Origin of the sequence: Rubrivirga sp. SAORIC476 (genome assembly GCF_002283555.1) — a bacterium.
GTDB lineage: Bacteria > Bacteroidota > Rhodothermia > Rhodothermales > Rubricoccaceae > Rubrivirga.
The window spans coordinates 431,560-448,889 of sequence record NZ_MVOI01000003.1 but is presented as its reverse complement, the minus strand read 5'-3'; the positions used below and the strand labels follow the sequence as shown (position 1 = coordinate 448,889).

At 72.2% G+C, this 17,330-nt stretch carries 18 protein-coding genes; 7 read left to right on the top strand and 11 right to left on the bottom strand.

The genetic code is table 11. From position 1 onward, the window contains the following. Positions 1–22: 22 nt before the first annotated feature. The 7 genes from B1759_RS03815 to B1759_RS03785 all read right to left on the bottom strand — a co-directional run bounded on the left by B1759_RS03815 (position 23) and on the right by B1759_RS03785 (position 6,850). Positions 23–688 carry an NAD-dependent epimerase/dehydratase family protein gene (locus B1759_RS03815; RefSeq protein ID WP_095513706.1) on the bottom strand — a complete coding sequence of 222 codons (666 nt, stop codon included), beginning with the start codon at positions 686–688 and terminating at the stop codon, positions 23–25. Between the two features lie 111 nt (positions 689–799). Beyond that, positions 800–1,357 carry a fasciclin domain-containing protein gene (locus B1759_RS03810; RefSeq protein WP_095513705.1) on the bottom strand — a complete coding sequence of 186 codons (558 nt, stop codon included), beginning with the start codon at positions 1,355–1,357 and terminating at the stop codon, positions 800–802. A 164-nt stretch (positions 1,358–1,521) separates the two neighbouring features. Beyond that, entirely contained in the window at positions 1,522–3,897 is a 2,376-nt protein-coding gene (locus tag B1759_RS03805; protein WP_095513704.1) for a DNA polymerase domain-containing protein, read from the bottom strand. 72 nt (positions 3,898–3,969) lie between these two features. Further along, positions 3,970–4,356: an energy transducer TonB gene (locus tag B1759_RS03800; RefSeq protein WP_095513703.1), complete on the bottom strand. Its 387-nt coding sequence runs from the start codon at positions 4,354–4,356 to the stop codon at positions 3,970–3,972. An 81-nt stretch (positions 4,357–4,437) separates the two neighbouring features. Next, a complete protein-coding gene (locus B1759_RS03795) occupies positions 4,438–5,412 on the bottom strand; it encodes a DUF5715 family protein (protein ID WP_095513702.1) in 975 nt (324 codons plus the stop codon). Further along, positions 5,409–6,239 (bottom strand): DUF5715 family protein, encoded by an 831-nt coding sequence (locus tag B1759_RS03790; RefSeq protein WP_095513701.1) that lies wholly within the window; start codon positions 6,237–6,239, stop codon positions 5,409–5,411. Before B1759_RS03790 ends, B1759_RS03795 begins: the two co-directional genes overlap by 4 nt. Continuing rightward, positions 6,236–6,850: a superoxide dismutase family protein gene (locus tag B1759_RS03785; RefSeq protein WP_095513700.1), complete on the bottom strand. Its 615-nt coding sequence runs from the start codon at positions 6,848–6,850 to the stop codon at positions 6,236–6,238. The genes B1759_RS03790 and B1759_RS03785 overlap by 4 nt, the downstream gene beginning before the upstream one ends. A 73-nt stretch (positions 6,851–6,923) precedes the next feature. Between B1759_RS03785 and B1759_RS03780 the strand changes: the two genes are divergently transcribed. After that, positions 6,924–7,544, top strand: a complete 621-nt coding sequence (locus B1759_RS03780) for an ABC transporter ATP-binding protein (protein WP_198948745.1) — start codon at positions 6,924–6,926, stop codon at positions 7,542–7,544. A gap of 84 nt (positions 7,545–7,628) precedes the next feature. Here B1759_RS03780 and B1759_RS03775 read toward each other — a convergent pair whose 3' ends face one another. Beyond that, the gene (locus tag B1759_RS03775) at positions 7,629–8,342 is read right to left on the bottom strand and encodes a ComF family protein (RefSeq protein ID WP_095513699.1); all 714 of its coding nucleotides are present in this window, start codon (positions 8,340–8,342) and stop codon (positions 7,629–7,631) included. A 60-nt stretch (positions 8,343–8,402) separates the two neighbouring features. Between B1759_RS03775 and B1759_RS03770 the strand changes: the two genes are divergently transcribed. Next, positions 8,403–8,633 (top strand): hypothetical protein, encoded by a 231-nt coding sequence (locus tag B1759_RS03770; protein ID WP_095513698.1) that lies wholly within the window; start codon positions 8,403–8,405, stop codon positions 8,631–8,633. Positions 8,634–8,686: 53 nt separating this feature from the next. Further along, positions 8,687–9,847: a DUF3524 domain-containing protein gene (locus tag B1759_RS03765; RefSeq protein WP_095513697.1), complete on the top strand. Its 1,161-nt coding sequence runs from the start codon at positions 8,687–8,689 to the stop codon at positions 9,845–9,847. Between the two features lie 46 nt (positions 9,848–9,893). Here the strand turns inward: B1759_RS03765 and B1759_RS03760 are convergent, their stop codons facing one another. Continuing rightward, complete coding sequence (locus tag B1759_RS03760; protein ID WP_095513696.1) at positions 9,894–10,694, bottom strand: TIGR00266 family protein; 801 nt, start codon at positions 10,692–10,694, stop codon at positions 9,894–9,896. Positions 10,695–11,794: 1,100 nt separating this feature from the next. Between B1759_RS03760 and B1759_RS03750 the strand changes: the two genes are divergently transcribed. The 4 genes from B1759_RS03750 (at position 11,795) to B1759_RS03735 (ending at position 14,705) form a co-directional block, all read left to right on the top strand. Further along, positions 11,795–12,523 carry a YggS family pyridoxal phosphate-dependent enzyme gene (locus B1759_RS03750; RefSeq protein ID WP_095513694.1) on the top strand — a complete coding sequence of 243 codons (729 nt, stop codon included), beginning with the start codon at positions 11,795–11,797 and terminating at the stop codon, positions 12,521–12,523. A 43-nt stretch (positions 12,524–12,566) separates the two neighbouring features. Continuing rightward, positions 12,567–12,845, top strand: coding sequence for a hypothetical protein (locus B1759_RS03745; protein ID WP_095513693.1), 279 nt, complete (start codon positions 12,567–12,569; stop codon positions 12,843–12,845). Next, positions 12,842–13,801, top strand: coding sequence for a DivIVA domain-containing protein (locus B1759_RS03740; protein ID WP_095513692.1), 960 nt, complete (start codon positions 12,842–12,844; stop codon positions 13,799–13,801). Before B1759_RS03745 ends, B1759_RS03740 begins: the two co-directional genes overlap by 4 nt. A gap of 67 nt (positions 13,802–13,868) precedes the next feature. After that, positions 13,869–14,705: a purine-nucleoside phosphorylase gene (locus tag B1759_RS03735; protein ID WP_095513691.1), complete on the top strand. Its 837-nt coding sequence runs from the start codon at positions 13,869–13,871 to the stop codon at positions 14,703–14,705. A 4-nt stretch (positions 14,706–14,709) separates the two neighbouring features. On the opposite strand, the gene B1759_RS03730 is transcribed toward B1759_RS03735, so the two are convergent. Both B1759_RS03730 and B1759_RS03725 read right to left on the bottom strand, forming a co-directional pair. After that, complete coding sequence (locus tag B1759_RS03730; RefSeq protein ID WP_095513690.1) at positions 14,710–16,317, bottom strand: GH3 auxin-responsive promoter family protein; 1,608 nt, start codon at positions 16,315–16,317, stop codon at positions 14,710–14,712. Beyond that, entirely contained in the window at positions 16,314–17,312 is a 999-nt protein-coding gene (locus tag B1759_RS03725; RefSeq protein WP_095513689.1) for a fatty acid desaturase, read from the bottom strand. Before B1759_RS03725 ends, B1759_RS03730 begins: the two co-directional genes overlap by 4 nt. Between the last annotated feature and the right edge of the window lie 18 nt (positions 17,313–17,330).

Here is a 17,330-nt window from a genome sequence, read left to right as displayed (position 1 = left end):
CTCCGGTGCCCCACCTCGCGTGTCAGCGGGTTGCCCACGTGCGGATCGCGTCCGGCTCGTAGGTGTGAACCCCCGTCGGCCGCGCCGCGGCGAGGGCGACCATCGCTGCCGCGACGTCCTCGGCCTCGGTGGGGCGGAGGGCGGAGAGGGGGCCTTGCAACAGAGGGGAGAGCGGTTTCAGCACGGCCAGGCCGATCCGCTCGCCGAGGCGGGACTCCCGGCGGTCGCCCGCCAGCAGAGACGGCCGGACGATCTGGACGGCTTCGAACCCGACCTCGGAGATCGCGCGCTCGGCCTCGCCCTTGGTCCGGTTGTAGAAGAGACGGGAGTCCGGGTCGGCGCCGAGGGCGCTCACGAGCAGCATCTGGCTCGCGCCCGCCGAGTGCGCCAGCTGGGCCGCCTCGAACGGGATCTCCAGGTCGACCCGCCGGAACGCCTCCTTGGAGCCGGCCTGCTTCATCGTCGTGCCGAGCGCGCAGAAGAGGTCATCGCAAGCGAAGTGAGCGGCGTAGGTCGCCAACTCGTCGAAGTGGACGATGTGGTGCTCGTGCGTGTCGAACGCAGTCGGCATCGGTCGGCGACCGAGCGTGACGACGCGGCGCCAGCGAGCGTCGGAGACGAGGCGCCGGAGCACGTGACGCCCGACGAGGCCCGAGGCGCCGAGCAGGAGGGCGGTGCGGTCAGCCATGAGAGAGCGGGAAGACGGAAACGAAAAAGCGGGGGCGACCCGGAGGCCGCCCCCGCTCCGAAACGTCGGGACGGTCAGGAGGTGCCGCTCGACCGATTCGGCCGAGCGGGTCTACGGGAGCAGGACCGCGTCAATGACGTGGGCAACGCCGTTGGAGGCGTACACGTTGGCCTGCGTGACCGTCGCCATGCCGTTGGCGTTGCCGACCATCACCTGGCCGTTGGCCTTGGTCACCATCAGCGTCTCGCCGTTGACGGTCGTGAGGGTCTGGCCGTCGCGGAGGTCAGCGGCCGAGAGGCGACCGGGGACGACGTGGAACGTCAGCACGCCCTGGAGCTGCGCCTGGTTGGCGGGCATCATGAGCGAGTTGAGGGTGGCCTCGGGGACGGCCGAGAAGGCGGCGTTCGTGGGCGCGAAGACCGTGAACGGGCCGGGGCCGCTCAGCGTCTCGACGAGCTCGGCGGCCTGGACGGCGGAGACGAGCGTGGTCAGGGTGGAGGCACCGGAGGCGTTCTCGACGAGCGTCTGCGTGGGCAGCATCATCGAGCCACCGACCATCACGCCCGCGGAGGCGCCGGACGTACCAGCGTTGCCGTTCATCGAGGCGGAGGACATGCAGCCAGTCGCGATGAAGGCGAGGGCGAGCGCGGAAAGGAGAAGACGGGACATCGGGGGGGAGGGGAATGAGATAAGGAGCGCGTCACACTCCCCCTCCCCCGGTAGGGGTTCGCCTGTACCTCGCCCGTGCGGCCCGGACCGACGCCTGCGTCGTCGTTCCGCCTACAGCGCCCCGCCGACTTCACCGGCCCCTCACGGCTGACGCGGGGACGGCCTCAAAACGGCACGTCGTCTTCCACCTCGGAGGGGTCGCGCTCGCGCACCACGAGGCGGACCGCCTCGGCGTCGAAGCCGAACAGGTCCTCTTCGGAGAACACGAGCCGGAACTGGGCGGGCGTCTCGAAGAACGGCTCGAAGCGGGTCGCGAGCTGGTCGAGGCGGTCGAGGTAGAACGCGGTGCTCTCGTCCGGCGCGTCGGGGTCCCACGCGCTCGCCGGGGCCGCAGTCTCGAACACCCGCCCCGGACCGCTCGCGGTCCGGTTCCCCTCGGCGATGTAGTACGCGACGCGGTCCCCGATGCCCGGAGCGCGGCCCGTCCGCGCGGTGTTCGCCCGGGCGACCTCGTAGGCCGCCGCTCGCGTCCGCTCGCCCGCCTCGACGGCGCGGTCGTAGGCCGCCAGCGACGTTTTCAGCGTCTCGACGCGCTGGAAGCTCTCGACGCCCGCCCAGTCGTGGGCCTCGATCTGGCGTCGGTGAGCGAGGTAGAGGTCGTGGAGGCCCTGCACGTCCTCCTCCAGCAGCCGGCGGATGCCCTCGCGCACGAACGCGCGGCCGAACCGCTCCGACGACCGCGACACGAGGCTCGACCCCTTGAACTTCAGGTGGCCGTCGTAGCCCAGCAGGGCGTAGTTCTTCTTCTTGTAGGACAGCATCCGGCGGAAGCGCCCGTCGAATCCGATGCGAATGCCGTCGGGCATCTGCTCGCTGAGGGCCCGCACGAACGCGCGCTCGGCCTCCTCGCCCTCGACCCCCTCCGGTGGCACGAACAGCACGCCGTCGGTGTCGACCTCGACCACCTGCGCCCCCGCCTCGCGCGCCAGCCGCATGATCTGGCGCAGCAACTCCTGTCCCGTCGCCGCGACCCGGTCCGCCTCGGCGAAGTCGTTGAACAGGGCGAAGCCGAAGCCCATGTTTCCGTAGAAGCTGTTGATGACGATCTTGTAGGCACTCTGCCGGGCGTCGAGTTCGTCCCGCTCGCCCGGCTCCGCGTCGCGCATGGCGTGCTTCGTCTCGAAGCGAAGGTCTGTCAGCCGCCGGAGGAGCGTCGGGAAGAGGCCCAGCACGTCGCCCTTCGGCTGGACGCCGTAGTTCAGCATGACCGACGGGTAGAGGCTCTCCACGTCCGCGTAGACGACAGGCCCGACGACGCCGGTGACGAACACGTCCGTGTAGCCGCCGACCATCTGGCTCCCTACCTCGGGGCGGGGGAGGGCGTGGCGGGCGTGGAGGTAGCCGCGCACGAAGAGGCTCTCGATCTTGGCCGCCGGCCCGGTTCGCGCCGCTTGGCCGTAGGGCATCGGCACCATCTGGGTCAGGTAGAAGGTGCTGCCGGAGAGGTGCCGGGCCAGCCGCTCGGTCTCGGTGGCGTCGTCGAGGGCGTAAGCCATCAGACGCTCCGGGTCGGTGTCCCAGACGTGCGCGATCTCGTCGCCCGGCACGTACGTCCGTCCCTCGGGCGCGAAGCCGAAGTACCTGGCGGCGCCCTTGAGCGTGTAGTTGGGCAGGTCCCTGCGGACCACGTCGAAGGCCATCACCTGATGGAGCGTGTCGATGACGTGCCGCCCGGCGATCTCGACCGCGTCGAACTCCAGCGCCCGCTCGGCGAACCGCATCGTGGACGGAAAGCTGCGTGGCGTGCTGCCGTCGCGGCCGAGCGTGAGCGGAATGCCGTGGCGTCGGCACCGCTCGGTGAGGTAGGGCCAGTCGAAGCCCAGGATGTTGTGCCCTTCGATCACGTCCGGGTCGCGTTCGCGCACCAGATCCAGCGTCTCGCGGATCACGTCGGCCTCGTCCATGCCCGGGGCGCCCACGAGGCGGGACCAGCCGGTCGAGTCGGAGAGGGCGACCAGGATGATCCGGTGCTCGGGCTCGGCCGCCTGGGGGAAGCCGGACGGCGAGTAGACCTCCAGATCGAGTTGGAGGCGGACGATCTCGTCGAAGGCCATGCCCTTGAAGAGCGTCCGCCCGGTCTGCATCAGGTACTGCTGCTCAGGGCCGCCGGGCAGGTAGACCTCGTCGGGCCGCGTCTTGACGGTCTCAGCCGCGCGCTGGACGCTGCGGAGGGCGTCGAAGTAGCTCCCGCGATCGGGGAAGGCGACGAGGTGTCGGTAGAAGCCAGGCCCGGCGAGCTCCTGGAACTGGAACCGGTCACGCGAGACGCCGCGCAGGAGATCGATGTCGGACAGGAAAAAAAACGGGTGGACGGGCACGTCCTCCGTCGTCACCTCGGTCGGCGAGCGGCGGCGGTAGAGCCGCATCCGGCTCGGGCCGACGGGGTGGAGCGCGACAATGCGCTCGGCCGGGTCGTGGCCGTAGAGCAGCGCGGTGTCCTCGCCGTCGGCGAGCGGGTCGGGGGTCTCGGGAGCAGACATCTCGGCCAGTCTACCCGCCAGCCGCGCCAACGCTCCGTCACCCCACCTACCTCGGGCGAGCCCCGAGCCGAGTCAGAGCCGAAACGTCACCGGAACGGCGAAGCGGACCACGACGGGGCGACCCCGCTGCTCGCCCGGCGTGAACGTCATCTGGCGGACGGCGTGCAGGGCAGCGGCCGAGAGCCGCTCGTCGGGCGAGCGCAGGACGCTGGCCTCCGTGATGGAGCCGTCGGGCTCGACGAGAAACTGGACGATGACCTGCCCCTCGACGCCTTCGGCCCGCGCGTCCTCGGGGTAGGCGACGGCTGCCTGGAGTGCGGCCAGCCCGCCGACGAGATCGGGTTGGACTTCGTGGTAGCACCAGAAATCGTCTTCGACATCCGCTTGAGGCGGCGGATCAGAAGGCGTCTGGGCAGCGACGATGGGGACGAAGAGCAGGGCCAGTAGAACGGGACGCATCGGTACAGCAGTAGGACCCTCCCCAGACACGCTCGCCCCGCCGACGTTGCCGGCCTCGGCGCCGAGGCGGACCGGGGCGGGCTACTGCGCGACGGCGGCCGTCCGTCGGGCGACTGTGACGTGGTACACCGGCTGCCGCTCCTCGCGGACGACCGCGATCACGCCCGCGTCCTCCAGGTCGATCAGCGCGCGGCCGAGGGCCGCCGTCAGGCGCGACGGGTAGGTCTCGGCGAGGCGGTCGAGCGCGCGTCTCTGCCGCTGATCGAGGCGCTCGCGGAGCATCGGCTCGATGGGGCCGGGCACGCGCGGGTCGAGGCGCGGCGGCGGCGGGAGCGCGTCCGGCGCGGGCGAGTAGCGCGTCGGGTTGTAGGTCAGGTCGTAGGTCGTGCCGTACTCGTGGCTGGAGCGCCCCGCGGCGGCGTTGACGTTGGTCCCCCGGAGCGCGGCCTGGTCGGCGCCCGTCCGCCAGAGCGACGACACGGCGAAGCGGAACGGCGGGAGTCCACGTTGAGCGAGGTAGCTCCGGAAGCGGACCGCGATGGAGTCCAGCGCCGCCGCCGCGCTGGGCGTCAGCAGGGGCAGCGACGAGGTGGTCGGGAGGACGGTGTAGAGCGAGTCCGTGGCGACGCGCACGAAGTCGTAGCGGACCGCGAGGCTCTCCGCCTCGGCGCGCGTGTCGGGCGGGCCGACGCCGAGCGACTCCGCCAGGGCGACGTGGCGCGCGTTGCGCGAGCGCTTCAAGAGTGCGATCTCGTCGTCTGTCAGCAGCGGGATGGCCTCGAACGCCGCCTCCGCCTCGGCGAGCCAGCGGTCCTGAGCGTCCATGGTGGCGCGAACGCCCGCGTTGGTCCGCATGCCCACCACCGCGAGCCCGATCACGATGGCCAGTGCGAGGAAGGCCGCCCACCGGGCTCGGCCTCGCCTCGGCCGGGCGGCCGGGGGCTCCGGGGGCTCCGGGGTCGGCACGATCAGCGGAGCCGATGCGATCGAGGGCGCATCCTCGAAGACGGCGTCGGCGGGCGTGAGGCCCTCGTGGGATGGGTCGCCAGGGCTCACTCGCCGTCGAGGGTGAGGTGGAAGACAGGCTGCTCGTCCTCCAGCAGGACCAGCAGCAGGCCCTCGTCCTGCATCTCACCGAGGACGCGCGCGAGGGCACCGAAGAGGCGGTCGTCGTAGGTCCCCGCGAGGTCGTCCGCCCACCGGGAGGCGAGGCGCTGCGCCTTGGGGATGGCCGGGTCGGTGAAAGGCACCTGGAGCGTATCGGATGCCGTGGGCCAGAGCGCGTAGCGGGTGTAGACGAGGTCTACGGAGGCGCCGTACTCGTGGCTGGAGCGGCCCGAGGTGGCGTTGCGGTTGGTGCGCGCGAGGTCGCGCTGCAGGTCGGCCGTGCGCAGGGCCGAGGAGACCGTGACGCGGAACGGCGGCAACCCGGCGTCGGCGAGGGCCGTCTGGAAGCGGCGGCCGACCTCGTCGAGGCGCTCCCGGAGGACCGGCCGTACGAACGGCTTCGAATGTTCGAGGATGCGGACGACGTAGAACTCGTTGTCGACCAGCGGCACGAGGCGGCCCGTCCGCAGGTGAGTCGCCAGTTCGGCCTCGGTGTCGAGCGGAGGCACGCCGAGCGAGTCGGCGCGGTCGAGGTGCTCGGTGTAGGACGGCGTGGCGGGACGGCGGAGCCGGTTCTCCTCGCCGGAGGTCGGCTCGCGGAGCTGCTCGAACCGACTGCGCAGCCGGGTCACGTACGACGCCAGCGAGTCGACGGCGGGCGTCATGCCGGCCGAGGGCGGCGGCGGGGGAGGAGGCGGCTGCAACTGCCGGTGCAGCGACCACCCGAGGCCCAGGCCCAGCACGAGGGCGGCGAGTGTAAAGGCGGCCTGCTTCATCGGACCCTCTCGATCACGCCACATCCGATCACCTCGCCCGCCGCGCCGTCGGGGCTGGCCGCGTCGTCGCGGAGGGCCCGGATCACGAGCGCACGGCCCACGGGTGAGGTCGTGCCGTCGAGCGACAGGACCGCGTCGATGCGGTCGTAGCGGCCCGCACCATCGCCTTCGCCGCGGATGCTGCCGAGGTCGCCCGCGTGGCGCAGGCCGGGCAGGGAGTAGGGGCCGCCGTGCGAGGTGTCGGCCGCCGCGCGGAGGTGCTCGGCGGGGTCGGCCTGGCAGTCGCGCCCGCTCAAGATCTGGAGCGCGTGGAACGCCTCCGGGGTGAGGCCCTGCACCTCGGCCAGCACACGGACGCCACCCGACACGCGCGACAGCGTCACCACGCCTGTCGCCGTGCCCTCGGCGGCAGCCTGCACCCGCGCTCGTGCCACCGAGACGCCCTGCACGTCGACCGTGTCCAGGGGGACCGCCGACTCGGCGAGAGCGTCCGCGCGGAGGGTGTCCGCCTCGGCCGCGTCGCCCTCGGTCGGCGCCGGCGCGGTGCCCTCGCAGGCCGCCAGCGCGAGGGCGAGGGGAGCGATCAGGAGCAGGGGACGGGCGGAGCGCATGGGCCGGTGCAACGGGCGGGCGGGAGGTGTGTTCTGCCCGGGGCTAGCTTCACAGGTGTCTCAGTCAACATCCGTGCCCGCTCGCCTCATCGCCGATCATCTCTCGATGCGGTACGGCCGCCGCCGTCTGTTCGACGGGCTTTCGGTGACGGTCGAGCCGGGCGCACCGCTGGCGGTGGTCGGTGCGAACGGCTCCGGCAAGTCCACGCTGCTGCTGCTGTTCGCGGGCCTGCTGGCCCCCACGGGCGGCGAGACTCGGCTGGAGGTCGACGGCGCGACGGTGCCCCCCCGCGACGTGCCGATGCGGATCGGCTACGTGGCGCCCGCGCTCGACCTCTACGACATGCTGACGGCGCGTGAGACGCTGGCCTTCCTCGCGCGCGCCCGGTCCTTGCCCGGCGCTGCCGCACGCGTGGAGTCCACGCTGGACCGCGTCGGCCTCGGGGAGCGGATGGACGACCCGGTGTCGGCGTTCTCGACCGGCATGCGCCAGCGGCTCCGGATCGCGACGGCGCTCGTCCACGACCCCGCGGTGCTGCTGCTCGATGAGCCCGGCGCCACGCTCGACGCCGCCGGACGCGACCTCACGGCTTCCCTCGTCGCCGACGAGGCGCGGGTCGTGGTGCTGGCGACCAACGACCCGGCCGAGGCGAGCCTCTGTCCGAGGCGGGTGGCACTCGCTCCGCTCGCGTAAACAGGGGACACGGTTGCGGGAGGCCGGAGAGGCGAAGGAACGTCGGCAGCACGAGCGACACGCCGTCCTCCCGCCCGCTCGCTGTTACGCCCCCGCCAGCGCGAGGGCGCCCACGTCGACCCGCGCCCCGGCGTCGAGGAGTGGGAGGGCCGCGGCGGCGAGGGTCGCGCCGGTCGTCAGCACGTCGTCCACGAGGAGGACGCGGCGTCCGGCCACGTCGGCGCCGGGAGCGAGGGCGAAGGCTCCGGCGACGTTGCGGATGCGTTCGGCCGCCGAGAGCCGCGCCTGCGCCAGCGTCGGCCTGGTGCGGACGAGCAGGTCGGCGACGGGGGCGGCCAGGACCTCGGCCGCCCCCTCGGCCAGCGCGGCCGACTGGTTGTAGCCGCGCTCCAGCATGCGGAGGCGCGAGAGCGGGATGGCGCTGACGAGGTCGGGGGACGCCCCGGCCTCACGGACGGCCTCGCCGAGGATCCGCCCGATCCCAGCGCCCAGGGTCGGGCGTCCGCCATACTTCAGCGCGTGCTGCACGCGGCGGACCGTCCCGCCGGGGTCGAAGGCCCACAGCACCACGGCGTGGTCGATGCGGGTGTGGGCGAGCATCGCGGCGGCGGCCTGGGCGTCGGCGCGCGGGAGGCCGCGGAGGCAGGACGGGCAGAGGGCCTCGTGGGGCGTCGGCAGACGGGCCTCGCAGCCGAGGCAGAGCGTGGGGTAGGCCAGCCCGGCGAGGCCGCTCAGCAGGCCCCCTGCCCAGCCGCCGAGGCGGGCGATCGTGGAGCGAACAGCGGACGAACCGGACACGCGGGCGGGGGAAGCCACAAGCAATATCTTGGTCCTTCCCTTCTCCTCCAACTCCGCCCGATGCCCGAACGCCGTGGGATGATCATCAAGAACGTGTCCGAGCGCCCGCTCGACCTCCGCCTCGACACGCGGACGCTCCACCTCGAAGCGGGCGAGGAGCGCCCGGTGTCGCCCGTGGAGGTCAAGGACACGCGCCTCCGGCAGGCCCTCCAGGTGCGCTCCATCGCCATCGTCCGCCCGACCACGCCGGAGGAATCGGAGGCGCTGGCGGAGGAATTGAGCAACGAGTAACGGGCGAGGAGAGAGGGGCGTCCCCGTCCTCCACGGCTCAGTTCCCTCGCTTTATGAACGTCCTCGCCCTGGAGCCCTGGTTCGGCGGGTCGCACCGCGTCTTTCTGGACGGGCTGGCGGCGCACAGCATGCACGACGTCCGCGTGGTGTCGATGGCCGCGCGGTACTGGAAGTGGAGAATGCAGGGCGGCGCGGTGACGCTCGCCGAGAAGGCCCGTGAGGCGTGCGCCGACGGCTGGCGGCCCGACCTCGTGCTGGCGTCCGACATGGTCAACCTGCCCGCCATGCTGGCGCTCAGCCGCGACTGGCTGGCCGACGTGCCGGTGGTGCTCTACCTCCACGAGAACCAGCTCACGTACCCGCTGCGCCCCGCGCCGTCCGGCGAGGCGGCTCTGGAGCGGGACTACACCTACGCGACGGTCAACTACCTCTCCGCGCTGACCGCCGACCGGGTGGTGTTCAACAGCCAGTTCCACCTCGACGAGTTCTTCGGCGCGCTGCCCGACCTGCTGCGGCGCTTCCCCGACTACACGCATGTCGGCGAGCTGCCCGGCCTCCGCGCCAAGAGCCAGGTGCTCGGCCTCGGGCTCGACCTCGCCGGGCTCGACGCCGCCCGCCCGGCCGCCGAGGCGCGCAAGGCCCGGGAGCCGGGGCCGCCGGTCATCCTCTGGAACCACCGCTGGGAGTACGACAAGGACCCCGAGGCTTTCTTCCGGGTCATGAACCGGCTGGACGACGCGGGCGAGCGCTTCCGCCTCATCCTCGCGGGCAAGACGTTCGCCGAGCAGCCGCCCGCCTTCGAGGCGGGCTTCCGGCGCTACGCCGAGCGCGTCCTCCACTACGGCTACGCCGAGTCGTTCGCCGACTACGCGGCGCTCCTGTGGCGCTCCGACCTCGTGGTCTCGACCTCCATCCACGAGTTTTTCGGCATCTCGATGCTGGAGGCCATCCACTGCGGCTGCCACCCGCTGCTGCCCGACCGGCTGACGTACCCGGAGCTGATTCCGGAGCGGCTCCACCATCCGTTGCTTCACGCACCGGTGCTCTACGACTCCGAGGACCAGCTCTTCGAGACGCTCCGGGCCATCCTCCGCGGTGACGCACACCCACTCCCGGTCGACGTCCTCCGCGAGGTCCCCGCCGACCTCGCCTGGCCCATCAAGGCGTCCAGGTTCGACGCGCTCTTCGAGGAGGTGGAGGAGGCGGGTCGGTAGCGAGCGGCCAGGGGCAAAGCAGGACGGACGCGCCCGCCATTCGCCATCAGTTGTCTTCGCCCAGCAGCCCACCGAGGAGGCCGCCCGCGGCCAGCCCACCGATGGCGCCGAGCGCGCCGGAGCCCCCGCGGTTGGTCTCGCCCTGCCGCGCGTAGCCCCGGCTGGCCGCCACGATGCGATCCGCGAGGCGCGAGAAGGGGAGGCTCTGGAGAAACACCTTGCCCGGTCCTTCGACCTTCGCCAGGAACAGCCCCTCACCACCGAAGAGCGCGTTCTTGAAGCCTCCCTGGAACTGGATGTCGTAGTCGACCGACTCCGAGAAGGCCACGAGGCAGCCGGTGTCGACGCGCAGCACCTCGCCCGCGGCGAGGTCGCGCTCGATGATGGTGCCGCCCGCGTGGCAGAACGCCAGCCCGTCGCCGGTCAGCTTCTGGAGGATGAAGCCCTCGCCGCCGAACAGACCCGCGCCCATCTTCTTGGTGAAGGCGACTTCGATCTCGATGCCGTCGGCGGCGCACAGGAACGTGTCCTTCTGGCACAGGAAGCGTCCACCGTGGGCGCCGAGGTCGAGCGGGATCACCTTGCCGGGGTAGGGCGCGCTGAAGGCCGCCCGCGCCTTGCCTCGGCCCTCGTTCATGAACGACGTGATGAAGAAGCTCTCGCCCGCGATCCGTCGTTTGAGGCCGCGCATGAAGCCGCCGCCGGTCCCCGTGTCCATGCGGATGCCCGCATCCATGTAGAGCATGGCGCCGGCCTCCGCACGGACGGCCTCGCCGGGGTCGAGCTCTACTTCGACGATCTGGAGGTCGTCACCGATGAGGCGGTAGTCGATGTCGTGAACGGGCATGGGGGTCGGAGGTGGAGAGACTCTCCATGCTACGGGAAACAGGCATCCGAGCGGTCAGCACCTGCTCAGGCGGCGTGCAGGGAGCGTCGCCCGGCCAGCTTCATCCAGTCAGCGAGGGGCGAGCGACTGGAGGAGGTCTTGCGCCGTGTCCTCGCGGGCGCGGGAGCCGCGTGAGGGATCGCCGCCGGACTCGGCATGGGAGTCAGACCCAGCACACGGTCCGGGTGCGGATGCCACTCGATCAGAGCCGGGGGGGAGGGGGGCACAGCCGGAGCCTGGGAACGAGGACGCGTCCTGGCGACCCAGGCGACTTCGGGGGGGGCTACGAGGGTCGGGGCAAGACCCGCGTCGACCAGCGCCGCTTCGACTCCTTCCAGGGTGGGCAAGGGAGGCAGGCCGTCGTCGTCTCCGGCGAGTACGCACCCGCCGCTCCCCTGGGCCGTCGCGCCCGCGAGCACTACCTCCGGGGCTTCCGCCGTCGCCATGCCGTCGCCCGCCTCTGAGGCGACCGCCGTGACGAGGTGGAGGCAGGCGAGGTAGCGGTTCCAGGCGTCGGGGGCGCCGTGGAGCCAGTCGGCTCGGGCGCAACCGAGGCGGGACAGCAGAGTCGGGTTCATTTCATCCGTGGTGGGGATGCCGACCCGGATCCAAGAATGTTGCCAACGCGGCTCTCGTGCTGGCTCCTTCCGCCCTTCGGCCGTTCCTGGCCGGCCTCGGCGCGCGCGGCCGACGCGTCTCTCTGTCCGGGATATGGTGATGAGGTCGGGATCTGTTTCTGTACGCAATACGAGTCGAGGTGCACAGTCGCGTCTTCGCGGGATAGGGGATTCCCCGGCTTGTGGGCGGACCGTTATGTTCAGGGGCCGCGATCCGGAGAGTCATCAGGGCACGCTCGCCTGTTCGGACTTCGTGTCTCATATGGCATCGATGTGCCTGCATGTGCCGCCGAAGCGGTGGCCGAAGCGGGAATGGAGTACAGGACCGGGAGACCTCGCAGGGCCACGACTTAGGTCCGGTAAAAACGGAATGTGAAGCCTCAATGCGCCCCGCGGTCGCCGTGCGCAGTCGGATCCCGTCGGTCGACGGTGGGTACGCATCCCATGTCCACATCGCCGACACCCGACCCTGCTCTGACCTCGACCATCGCCGACCGTGCGGCCCGTGTCCGCGACCGGATCGCCGAGGCGGCCCATCGCGGGGGACGCGACCCCGGCGCGGTCACGCTCGTCGCGGTCACGAAGACGCGTCCGCTGGAGACCGTTCGCGCGGCGGTGGCGGCCGGGCTCCGCGACCTCGGCGAGAACCGCGTCCAGGAGCTCGTCGAGAAGTCGGACGCGATGCCGGGCGAGAGCGCAGGCGGTGCGGTGCGGTGGCACCTCATCGGCTCGTTGCAACGCAACAAGGCGCGAGACGCCGCGGCCCGCGCCGACCTGTTCCACGCCCTCGACTCGCTCCGGCTGGCCAACGCGCTCGACAAGTGGGCGGCCGAGGCGGGGCGTGTGCTGCCCGTGCTCGTGCAGGTCAACATCTCCGATGAGGACGCCAAGCACGGCCTCGCGCCCGACGCCGCGCCGGATCTGCTGGCCGCCGTCGGTGAGCGCCCCAACCTCCGCCTCGTGGGCCTGATGGGCATGGCCGCCATCGCGGAGGACGAAGGCGACCTCGACCGCGTCGTCCGCCCCGCGTTCCAGCGGTTGCGGCGTCTCTACGACGACGCACCGGCCCCTCTGTCCATCCTGTCGATGGGCATGAGTGGCGACTTCGGCGTGGCGGTGGAAGAGGGCGCGACCCACGTCCGCGTGGGGACGGCGCTCTTCGGGCCTCGCTGAGCGCCTCCTGGGGCCACGGCTCCGATTTCGTATCTTTGCACCTATGTTCGTCCCCCTCCTCGTCCTCGACGGCCTGCTGGCCGCGGCGCTGATCGTGCTGCTGGTGCGGCGGGGTCGGTTGCGGGCCGAGGCCGAGCGCCTGCCGGAGCGCCTCCGGGAGGCCGAAGCGCGCACGGAGCGCGTGATCGCCCTTCTCCGTCGGCCGAGTGAGGCCGCCGAGGAGGTGGGCACGGCGGAGGCTCGGACGGACGTTCCCGCCGACCGTCGACCCCGCCGCCGCGTCCGCCGCGTCGGCCCGCCCGCCACCCCCGACCGGCCATGAACCTCTCTCCCAACGACATCCGACGGAAGCAGTTCGACAAGGGCTTCCGTGGCTACGACCCGACCGAGGTCGACCTGTTTCTGAAGCAAGCCGCCGACCGTCTCGCGGAGGCGAACGAGGAGAAGGATCGGGCCGAGGCACGCACGCGCGAGATCGAGGCGAAGCTGGTCCACTACGAGCGCGTGGAACTGGCACTCCAGGAGGCACTGGAGTCGGCGCGGGAGACCGCCCGGAGCACAGCGGCGTCGGCCGAGGAGAAGGCCCGCCTGATCATTCAAGAGGCTGAGCTTCGGGCCGAGACGATTCTGCGTGACGCCGAGCGCGAGCGCCACGGCCTCCGACAGGACATCGTCCGGTTGTCGTCGCGGCAGGCGGAGGCGGCCGCCCGCCTGCGTGGCTTCCTCATGTCGGAGTTGGAGGTGCTGGCCCAGTTCCAGGGCGACGACCCGGTCGGCTTCATTCGCCTCCAGCCCGCCAACCCCGGCTCCTTCCCATCGCAGCCGGCGCGTCTCGAAGCCCCCATGTCCGAGGATCCCAAGCCGTGGGCGGCACCGGGGGAGACGGACACCGAGAGCGCACCGCCGGAGCCGTCCGCGCCTGACTCGTGGGCGGGTACGTCGGAGCCCTCGGGGGATGCATGGTCGGACCCGGCAGCGTCCAGCGATCCCGAGCCCTACACACCCGCGCGGATGCCCTTCGCGCCCGCCGACCCGCCCCCGTCCGACGGACTGGCCGACGCCCAAGAGCCGTCCGCGACCGAGTCGCCCCTGACCGGTGCGTATGCGTCCGCTCCCGAGTCCCCCGCGCCGGAGTCCTCCGAGGACGGGCCCCCCACGCCCCCGGCCGTAACGGGCGGCTGGGACCTCCGCTCGCTCGTGACCGGCGAGGAACGCAGCGTCGTCGCCTCCGACGAGGAGCGCGACCGGATCCGCCGGATCCTCGACGACCTCGACTAGTGCGTAGGGCGTCGCGCGTGGCATCTTCCATCGACATCCACGCCCCCCGATCCACGCCCCACGTTTCATGACCCCCGACATCGACACCGCCCGCGCCCAGGTCCAGGAGGCCGCCGACGCCCTCCGTGACCGCATCGGCGACGCCGCCCGTGTCGGCATCATCCTGGGTACCGGCCTGGGCAAGCTGGCCGACGAGGTCGAGATCCGTGAGGCAGTCCCGTACAGCGAGATCCCCCACTTCCCGCTCTCGACCGTCGAGAGCCACGAGGGGCGCCTGATCGCCGGGACGTTGCGCGGCGTCGAGGTGCTGGCCATGCAGGGCCGCTTCCACATCTACGAGGGCTACTCGGCGTGGCAGGCCACGCTGCCCGTCCGCGTGATGGCGGCGCTGGGCGTCGAGACGTTGCTGATCTCGAACGCGGCGGGCGGCATGAACCCGCTCTACCGGCGCGGCGACCTGATGCTGACGACTGACCACATCAACCTGCAGGGCGTCAACCCGCTCACCGGTCCGAACGTGGCCGACTGGGGCCCGCGCTTCCCCGACATGTCGGAGCCCTACGACCGGGCCTTGCGCGATGCCGCCGAGGCGGCCGCGCTGGAGCGGGGCATACGTCTTCAGCAGGGCGTCTACGTCGCCGTCGTCGGGCCCAACCTGGAGACGCGCGCCGAGTACCGCTTCCTGCGCGCCATCGGCGCCGACGTGGTGGGCATGAGCACGGTCCCCGAGGTCATCGTCGCCCGGCACCAGGGGATGCGGTGCATGGCCATCTCGGTGGTCACGGACGAGTGCTTTCCAGACGCCCTGGAGCCGGTCTCCATCGAGGACGTCATCGCGGCCGCTGCAGAGGCCGAGCCCAGCCTCGCGACCCTCATGGGCGACGTGGTGGAGACGCTGGCGTAGAGCCTCACGCGACCCAGTCACCCTCGAACCGGTCCGCCCACCCGCCGTCGCGGTGGAGGGCGGTCGGCTTGACGTCGCCCAGCCGCTGACCGAGGGCGACGCACCCGGCGAGGTAGCCCGCCTCGGCGTCGCCGCGGACCCGGAACGCCGCGACGGGGCCGAGTTGGCCGAGGCGCCGGGCGAGCGCGTAGTGGACGTTGGTCTGGAGCGCCTCGTCCAGCCGCCGCGCTGCCGTGGGTAGGCCCGAGGCGTCGGAGAACAGGACGTAGCGGATGGGGGCCGAGGTGTCGTCTGGGGCCACCATCGAGAACCCGTCGAGGTCGAGCGCGGCGAGTGCCTGGGCGACATGGCCCTCGTGCAGCTTCTCGCCGACGCGGTCCGACACGGCCCGCTCGCGCCCGACGAACCGCAGCAGCGGTGACGCGGCGACCTGGCCGACCGCCTCGACGGTGTCGCCCAGGCGGTAGCGCGTCAGCCCGCCCCCGGTCGTGAGGAGGACGCCGTAGCGCGCGCCGGTCTCGACCTCGTGGGCGAACCGCGGCCGCCCACCGCCCTCGGGCACGAACTCGAGGACATGACTCGTCAGCGCGGGCGCGCCGCCGCCGTGGCCCCACAATGGAATCGTGACGATGCCCTCAGTGGCGATCAGTCCCTTCGGTTGAAAGGCCGCCTGAGGCACGAGCGCCTGAAGCGAGCGAGCTGGCCCCGCGGCATGCCCGTCGGCCCACGCGCTGACCAGGGCGAGGCGCGGCCAGAGCGCGGCGACGAGGTCCGCCTCGGTGGTCGTCTGGGCGATGAGACGGCGCACCTCGGCGGCGCGGGTCGGGTCGGGGCGGAGGCCCGCAGCGACGGCGTCGGGCACGTCGGCCGAGAGCGTACCCCGGTCGAGGTCGCGCGCGAGTCGGTCGGCCCAGGCGCGGAGCGGGCGCAGGAGGAGCGTGAGAAACGTCGGGTTCCAGACCGACACGACCGCGAGGTCGCGCCGGGCGACGAGATGGCGGAGCGTCGCGTAGCGGAACGCCTCGGGATCGGCCACGTGGCGCAGGGCGCCGGGGACGGCCAGGGTGGCGCGGGCCAGCGTCCGATGCAGAGGCGACAGGTACGCGCCGTCGTCCTCGAAACCGACGGGGAGGCCGCCCGCCGTCCGCTCCTGAGCGACGGCGGGGGAGACCGACCAATAGGCTGGCCCGTGCGCCGAGGCGGGCACGCTCCGGAACAGGTCGGCGATCCACGGGGCGACGGCGGCGCGGATCTGGGTTTGGAGCGTCCGGGTGTAGGGAATCCACTTCGTCCCGCCCGACGAGCCGCCGGTCGGCTCCAGCAGGCGGACCGGCTCGGCGGTCAGCACGTTCGCCTCGCCCGACGCGATGCGGTCGACGTACGGCGCGACCTCGTCCCAGCCGACGACCGGCACGGCGTCCTGGAACTGGCGGAGCGACTGGACGCGGCCGAACCCGTACGCCCGTCCGTAGGCCGTGTTCGCGTTCGCTCGGAGCGTCGCCAGCAAGAGCGCCGTCTGCGCGCGTTCGGGGTCGGCCAGGGCGCGGTGGAACGCGGTGGCGGCGGGGCGGGACGCGAGCGCCCAGGCCGCGTTCGCGAGCCGTGCCCTCACGCTGGCTCGGCCGCGCCGAGGCGGGACGCAGGCACGTCGCGGTGGACCACCCCGACCGGCGTCTCGTCGAGCGCCCACGACTGCTGCACGAAGCGCCCGAGGAAGCCCAGGTACGACGTGTCCTCGCACGTCCGCGGCAGGTGATCCCAGGCCGCCCGGTGGAGCGCCGGCAGGTGGTAGCTCGGCACCTCCGGGTACAGGTGGTGCTCCAGGTGGTAGTTCTCGTTGAGCAGGAAGAAGGCGACCACCGGGTGCGGGCGGACCGTCCGGCTCGACAGCAACGCGTCGTGGCGCTCCGTCAGCCCGTGCTGGGTGAGCCCGCGGATCTGAACCATCAGCGCGACGACGGGCAGCGCGGCGAGCCAGCCCCAGATCAGGATGGAAGAGGGCACGAGCAGCGCGGCGGCCGTCCAGAGGAGCGCCAGGACCACGTACTCCTGCGCGATCCGCACGCGGTCGGTCGCCGTCCCGCGCCGCGACGCGACGATGGGGATCGCGACGAGGTAGATGAACGCGCCGACGCTCAGGCGCAGGCCCTGCATCAGCCAGAAGACGACCGGCCGGTCGGTGTAGGCCGCGTAGTCGTCCGGATCGTCGTCGCTCCCGAGGTGGTCGTGGTGCATCGTGTGGAGCACCCGGTACGCCGAGAACGACATGCCGACCGTCGCCCCGAGCGCGACGGACACCCAGCGGTTGAGGACGGGCGACCGGAACAGGACGCCGTGCATTCCCTCGTGCAGCAGCAGCACGAACGCGTTCAGCGCCAGCGCCGACGCGAGGACGGCCCCGCCGCGCAGCGCCCACTGCGCCGCGCCCTCGGCCTGCCCGCTCCCCCAGGCCAGCGCCAGCCCGACGCCCCACAACCCGCCGAACACGGCGATCTCCTCCAGCCGCCGCCCCAGGCGGAGCTCGCGGAGGGGTGGCAGGGCGTCGCCCAGGATCTCGGTCAGGGCCGCGCGGGCTTGGCGCGTCGTGAGGGGCTCGGACGGAAGCATGGCAGGGAGGGGTGTGGG

Excerpts from the sequence above, each read along its gene's own strand:
- B1759_RS03765 (WP_095513697.1), top strand. The coding sequence starts at position 8,687 with ATGAACGTCCTCGCCCTGGAGCCCTGGTTCGGCGGGTCGCACCGCGTC.
- B1759_RS03805 (WP_095513704.1), bottom strand. The coding sequence starts at position 3,897 with ATGTCTGCTCCCGAGACCCCCGACCCGCTCGCCGACGGCGAGGACACC.
- B1759_RS03785 (WP_095513700.1), bottom strand. The coding sequence starts at position 6,850 with ATGCGCTCCGCCCGTCCCCTGCTCCTGATCGCTCCCCTCGCCCTCGCG.
- B1759_RS03790 (WP_095513701.1), bottom strand. The coding sequence starts at position 6,239 with ATGAAGCAGGCCGCCTTTACACTCGCCGCCCTCGTGCTGGGCCTGGGC.
- B1759_RS03770 (WP_095513698.1), top strand. The coding sequence starts at position 8,403 with ATGCCCGAACGCCGTGGGATGATCATCAAGAACGTGTCCGAGCGCCCG.
- B1759_RS03735 (WP_095513691.1), top strand. The coding sequence starts at position 13,869 with ATGACCCCCGACATCGACACCGCCCGCGCCCAGGTCCAGGAGGCCGCC.
- B1759_RS03815 (WP_095513706.1), bottom strand. The coding sequence starts at position 688 with ATGGCTGACCGCACCGCCCTCCTGCTCGGCGCCTCGGGCCTCGTCGGG.
- B1759_RS03750 (WP_095513694.1), top strand. The coding sequence starts at position 11,795 with ATGTCCACATCGCCGACACCCGACCCTGCTCTGACCTCGACCATCGCC.
- B1759_RS03725 (WP_095513689.1), bottom strand. The coding sequence starts at position 17,312 with ATGCTTCCGTCCGAGCCCCTCACGACGCGCCAAGCCCGCGCGGCCCTG.
- B1759_RS03740 (WP_095513692.1), top strand. The coding sequence starts at position 12,842 with ATGAACCTCTCTCCCAACGACATCCGACGGAAGCAGTTCGACAAGGGC.
- B1759_RS03760 (WP_095513696.1), bottom strand. The coding sequence starts at position 10,694 with ATGCCCGTTCACGACATCGACTACCGCCTCATCGGTGACGACCTCCAG.
- B1759_RS03800 (WP_095513703.1), bottom strand. The coding sequence starts at position 4,356 with ATGCGTCCCGTTCTACTGGCCCTGCTCTTCGTCCCCATCGTCGCTGCC.
- B1759_RS03810 (WP_095513705.1), bottom strand. The coding sequence starts at position 1,357 with ATGTCCCGTCTTCTCCTTTCCGCGCTCGCCCTCGCCTTCATCGCGACT.
- B1759_RS03745 (WP_095513693.1), top strand. The coding sequence starts at position 12,567 with ATGTTCGTCCCCCTCCTCGTCCTCGACGGCCTGCTGGCCGCGGCGCTG.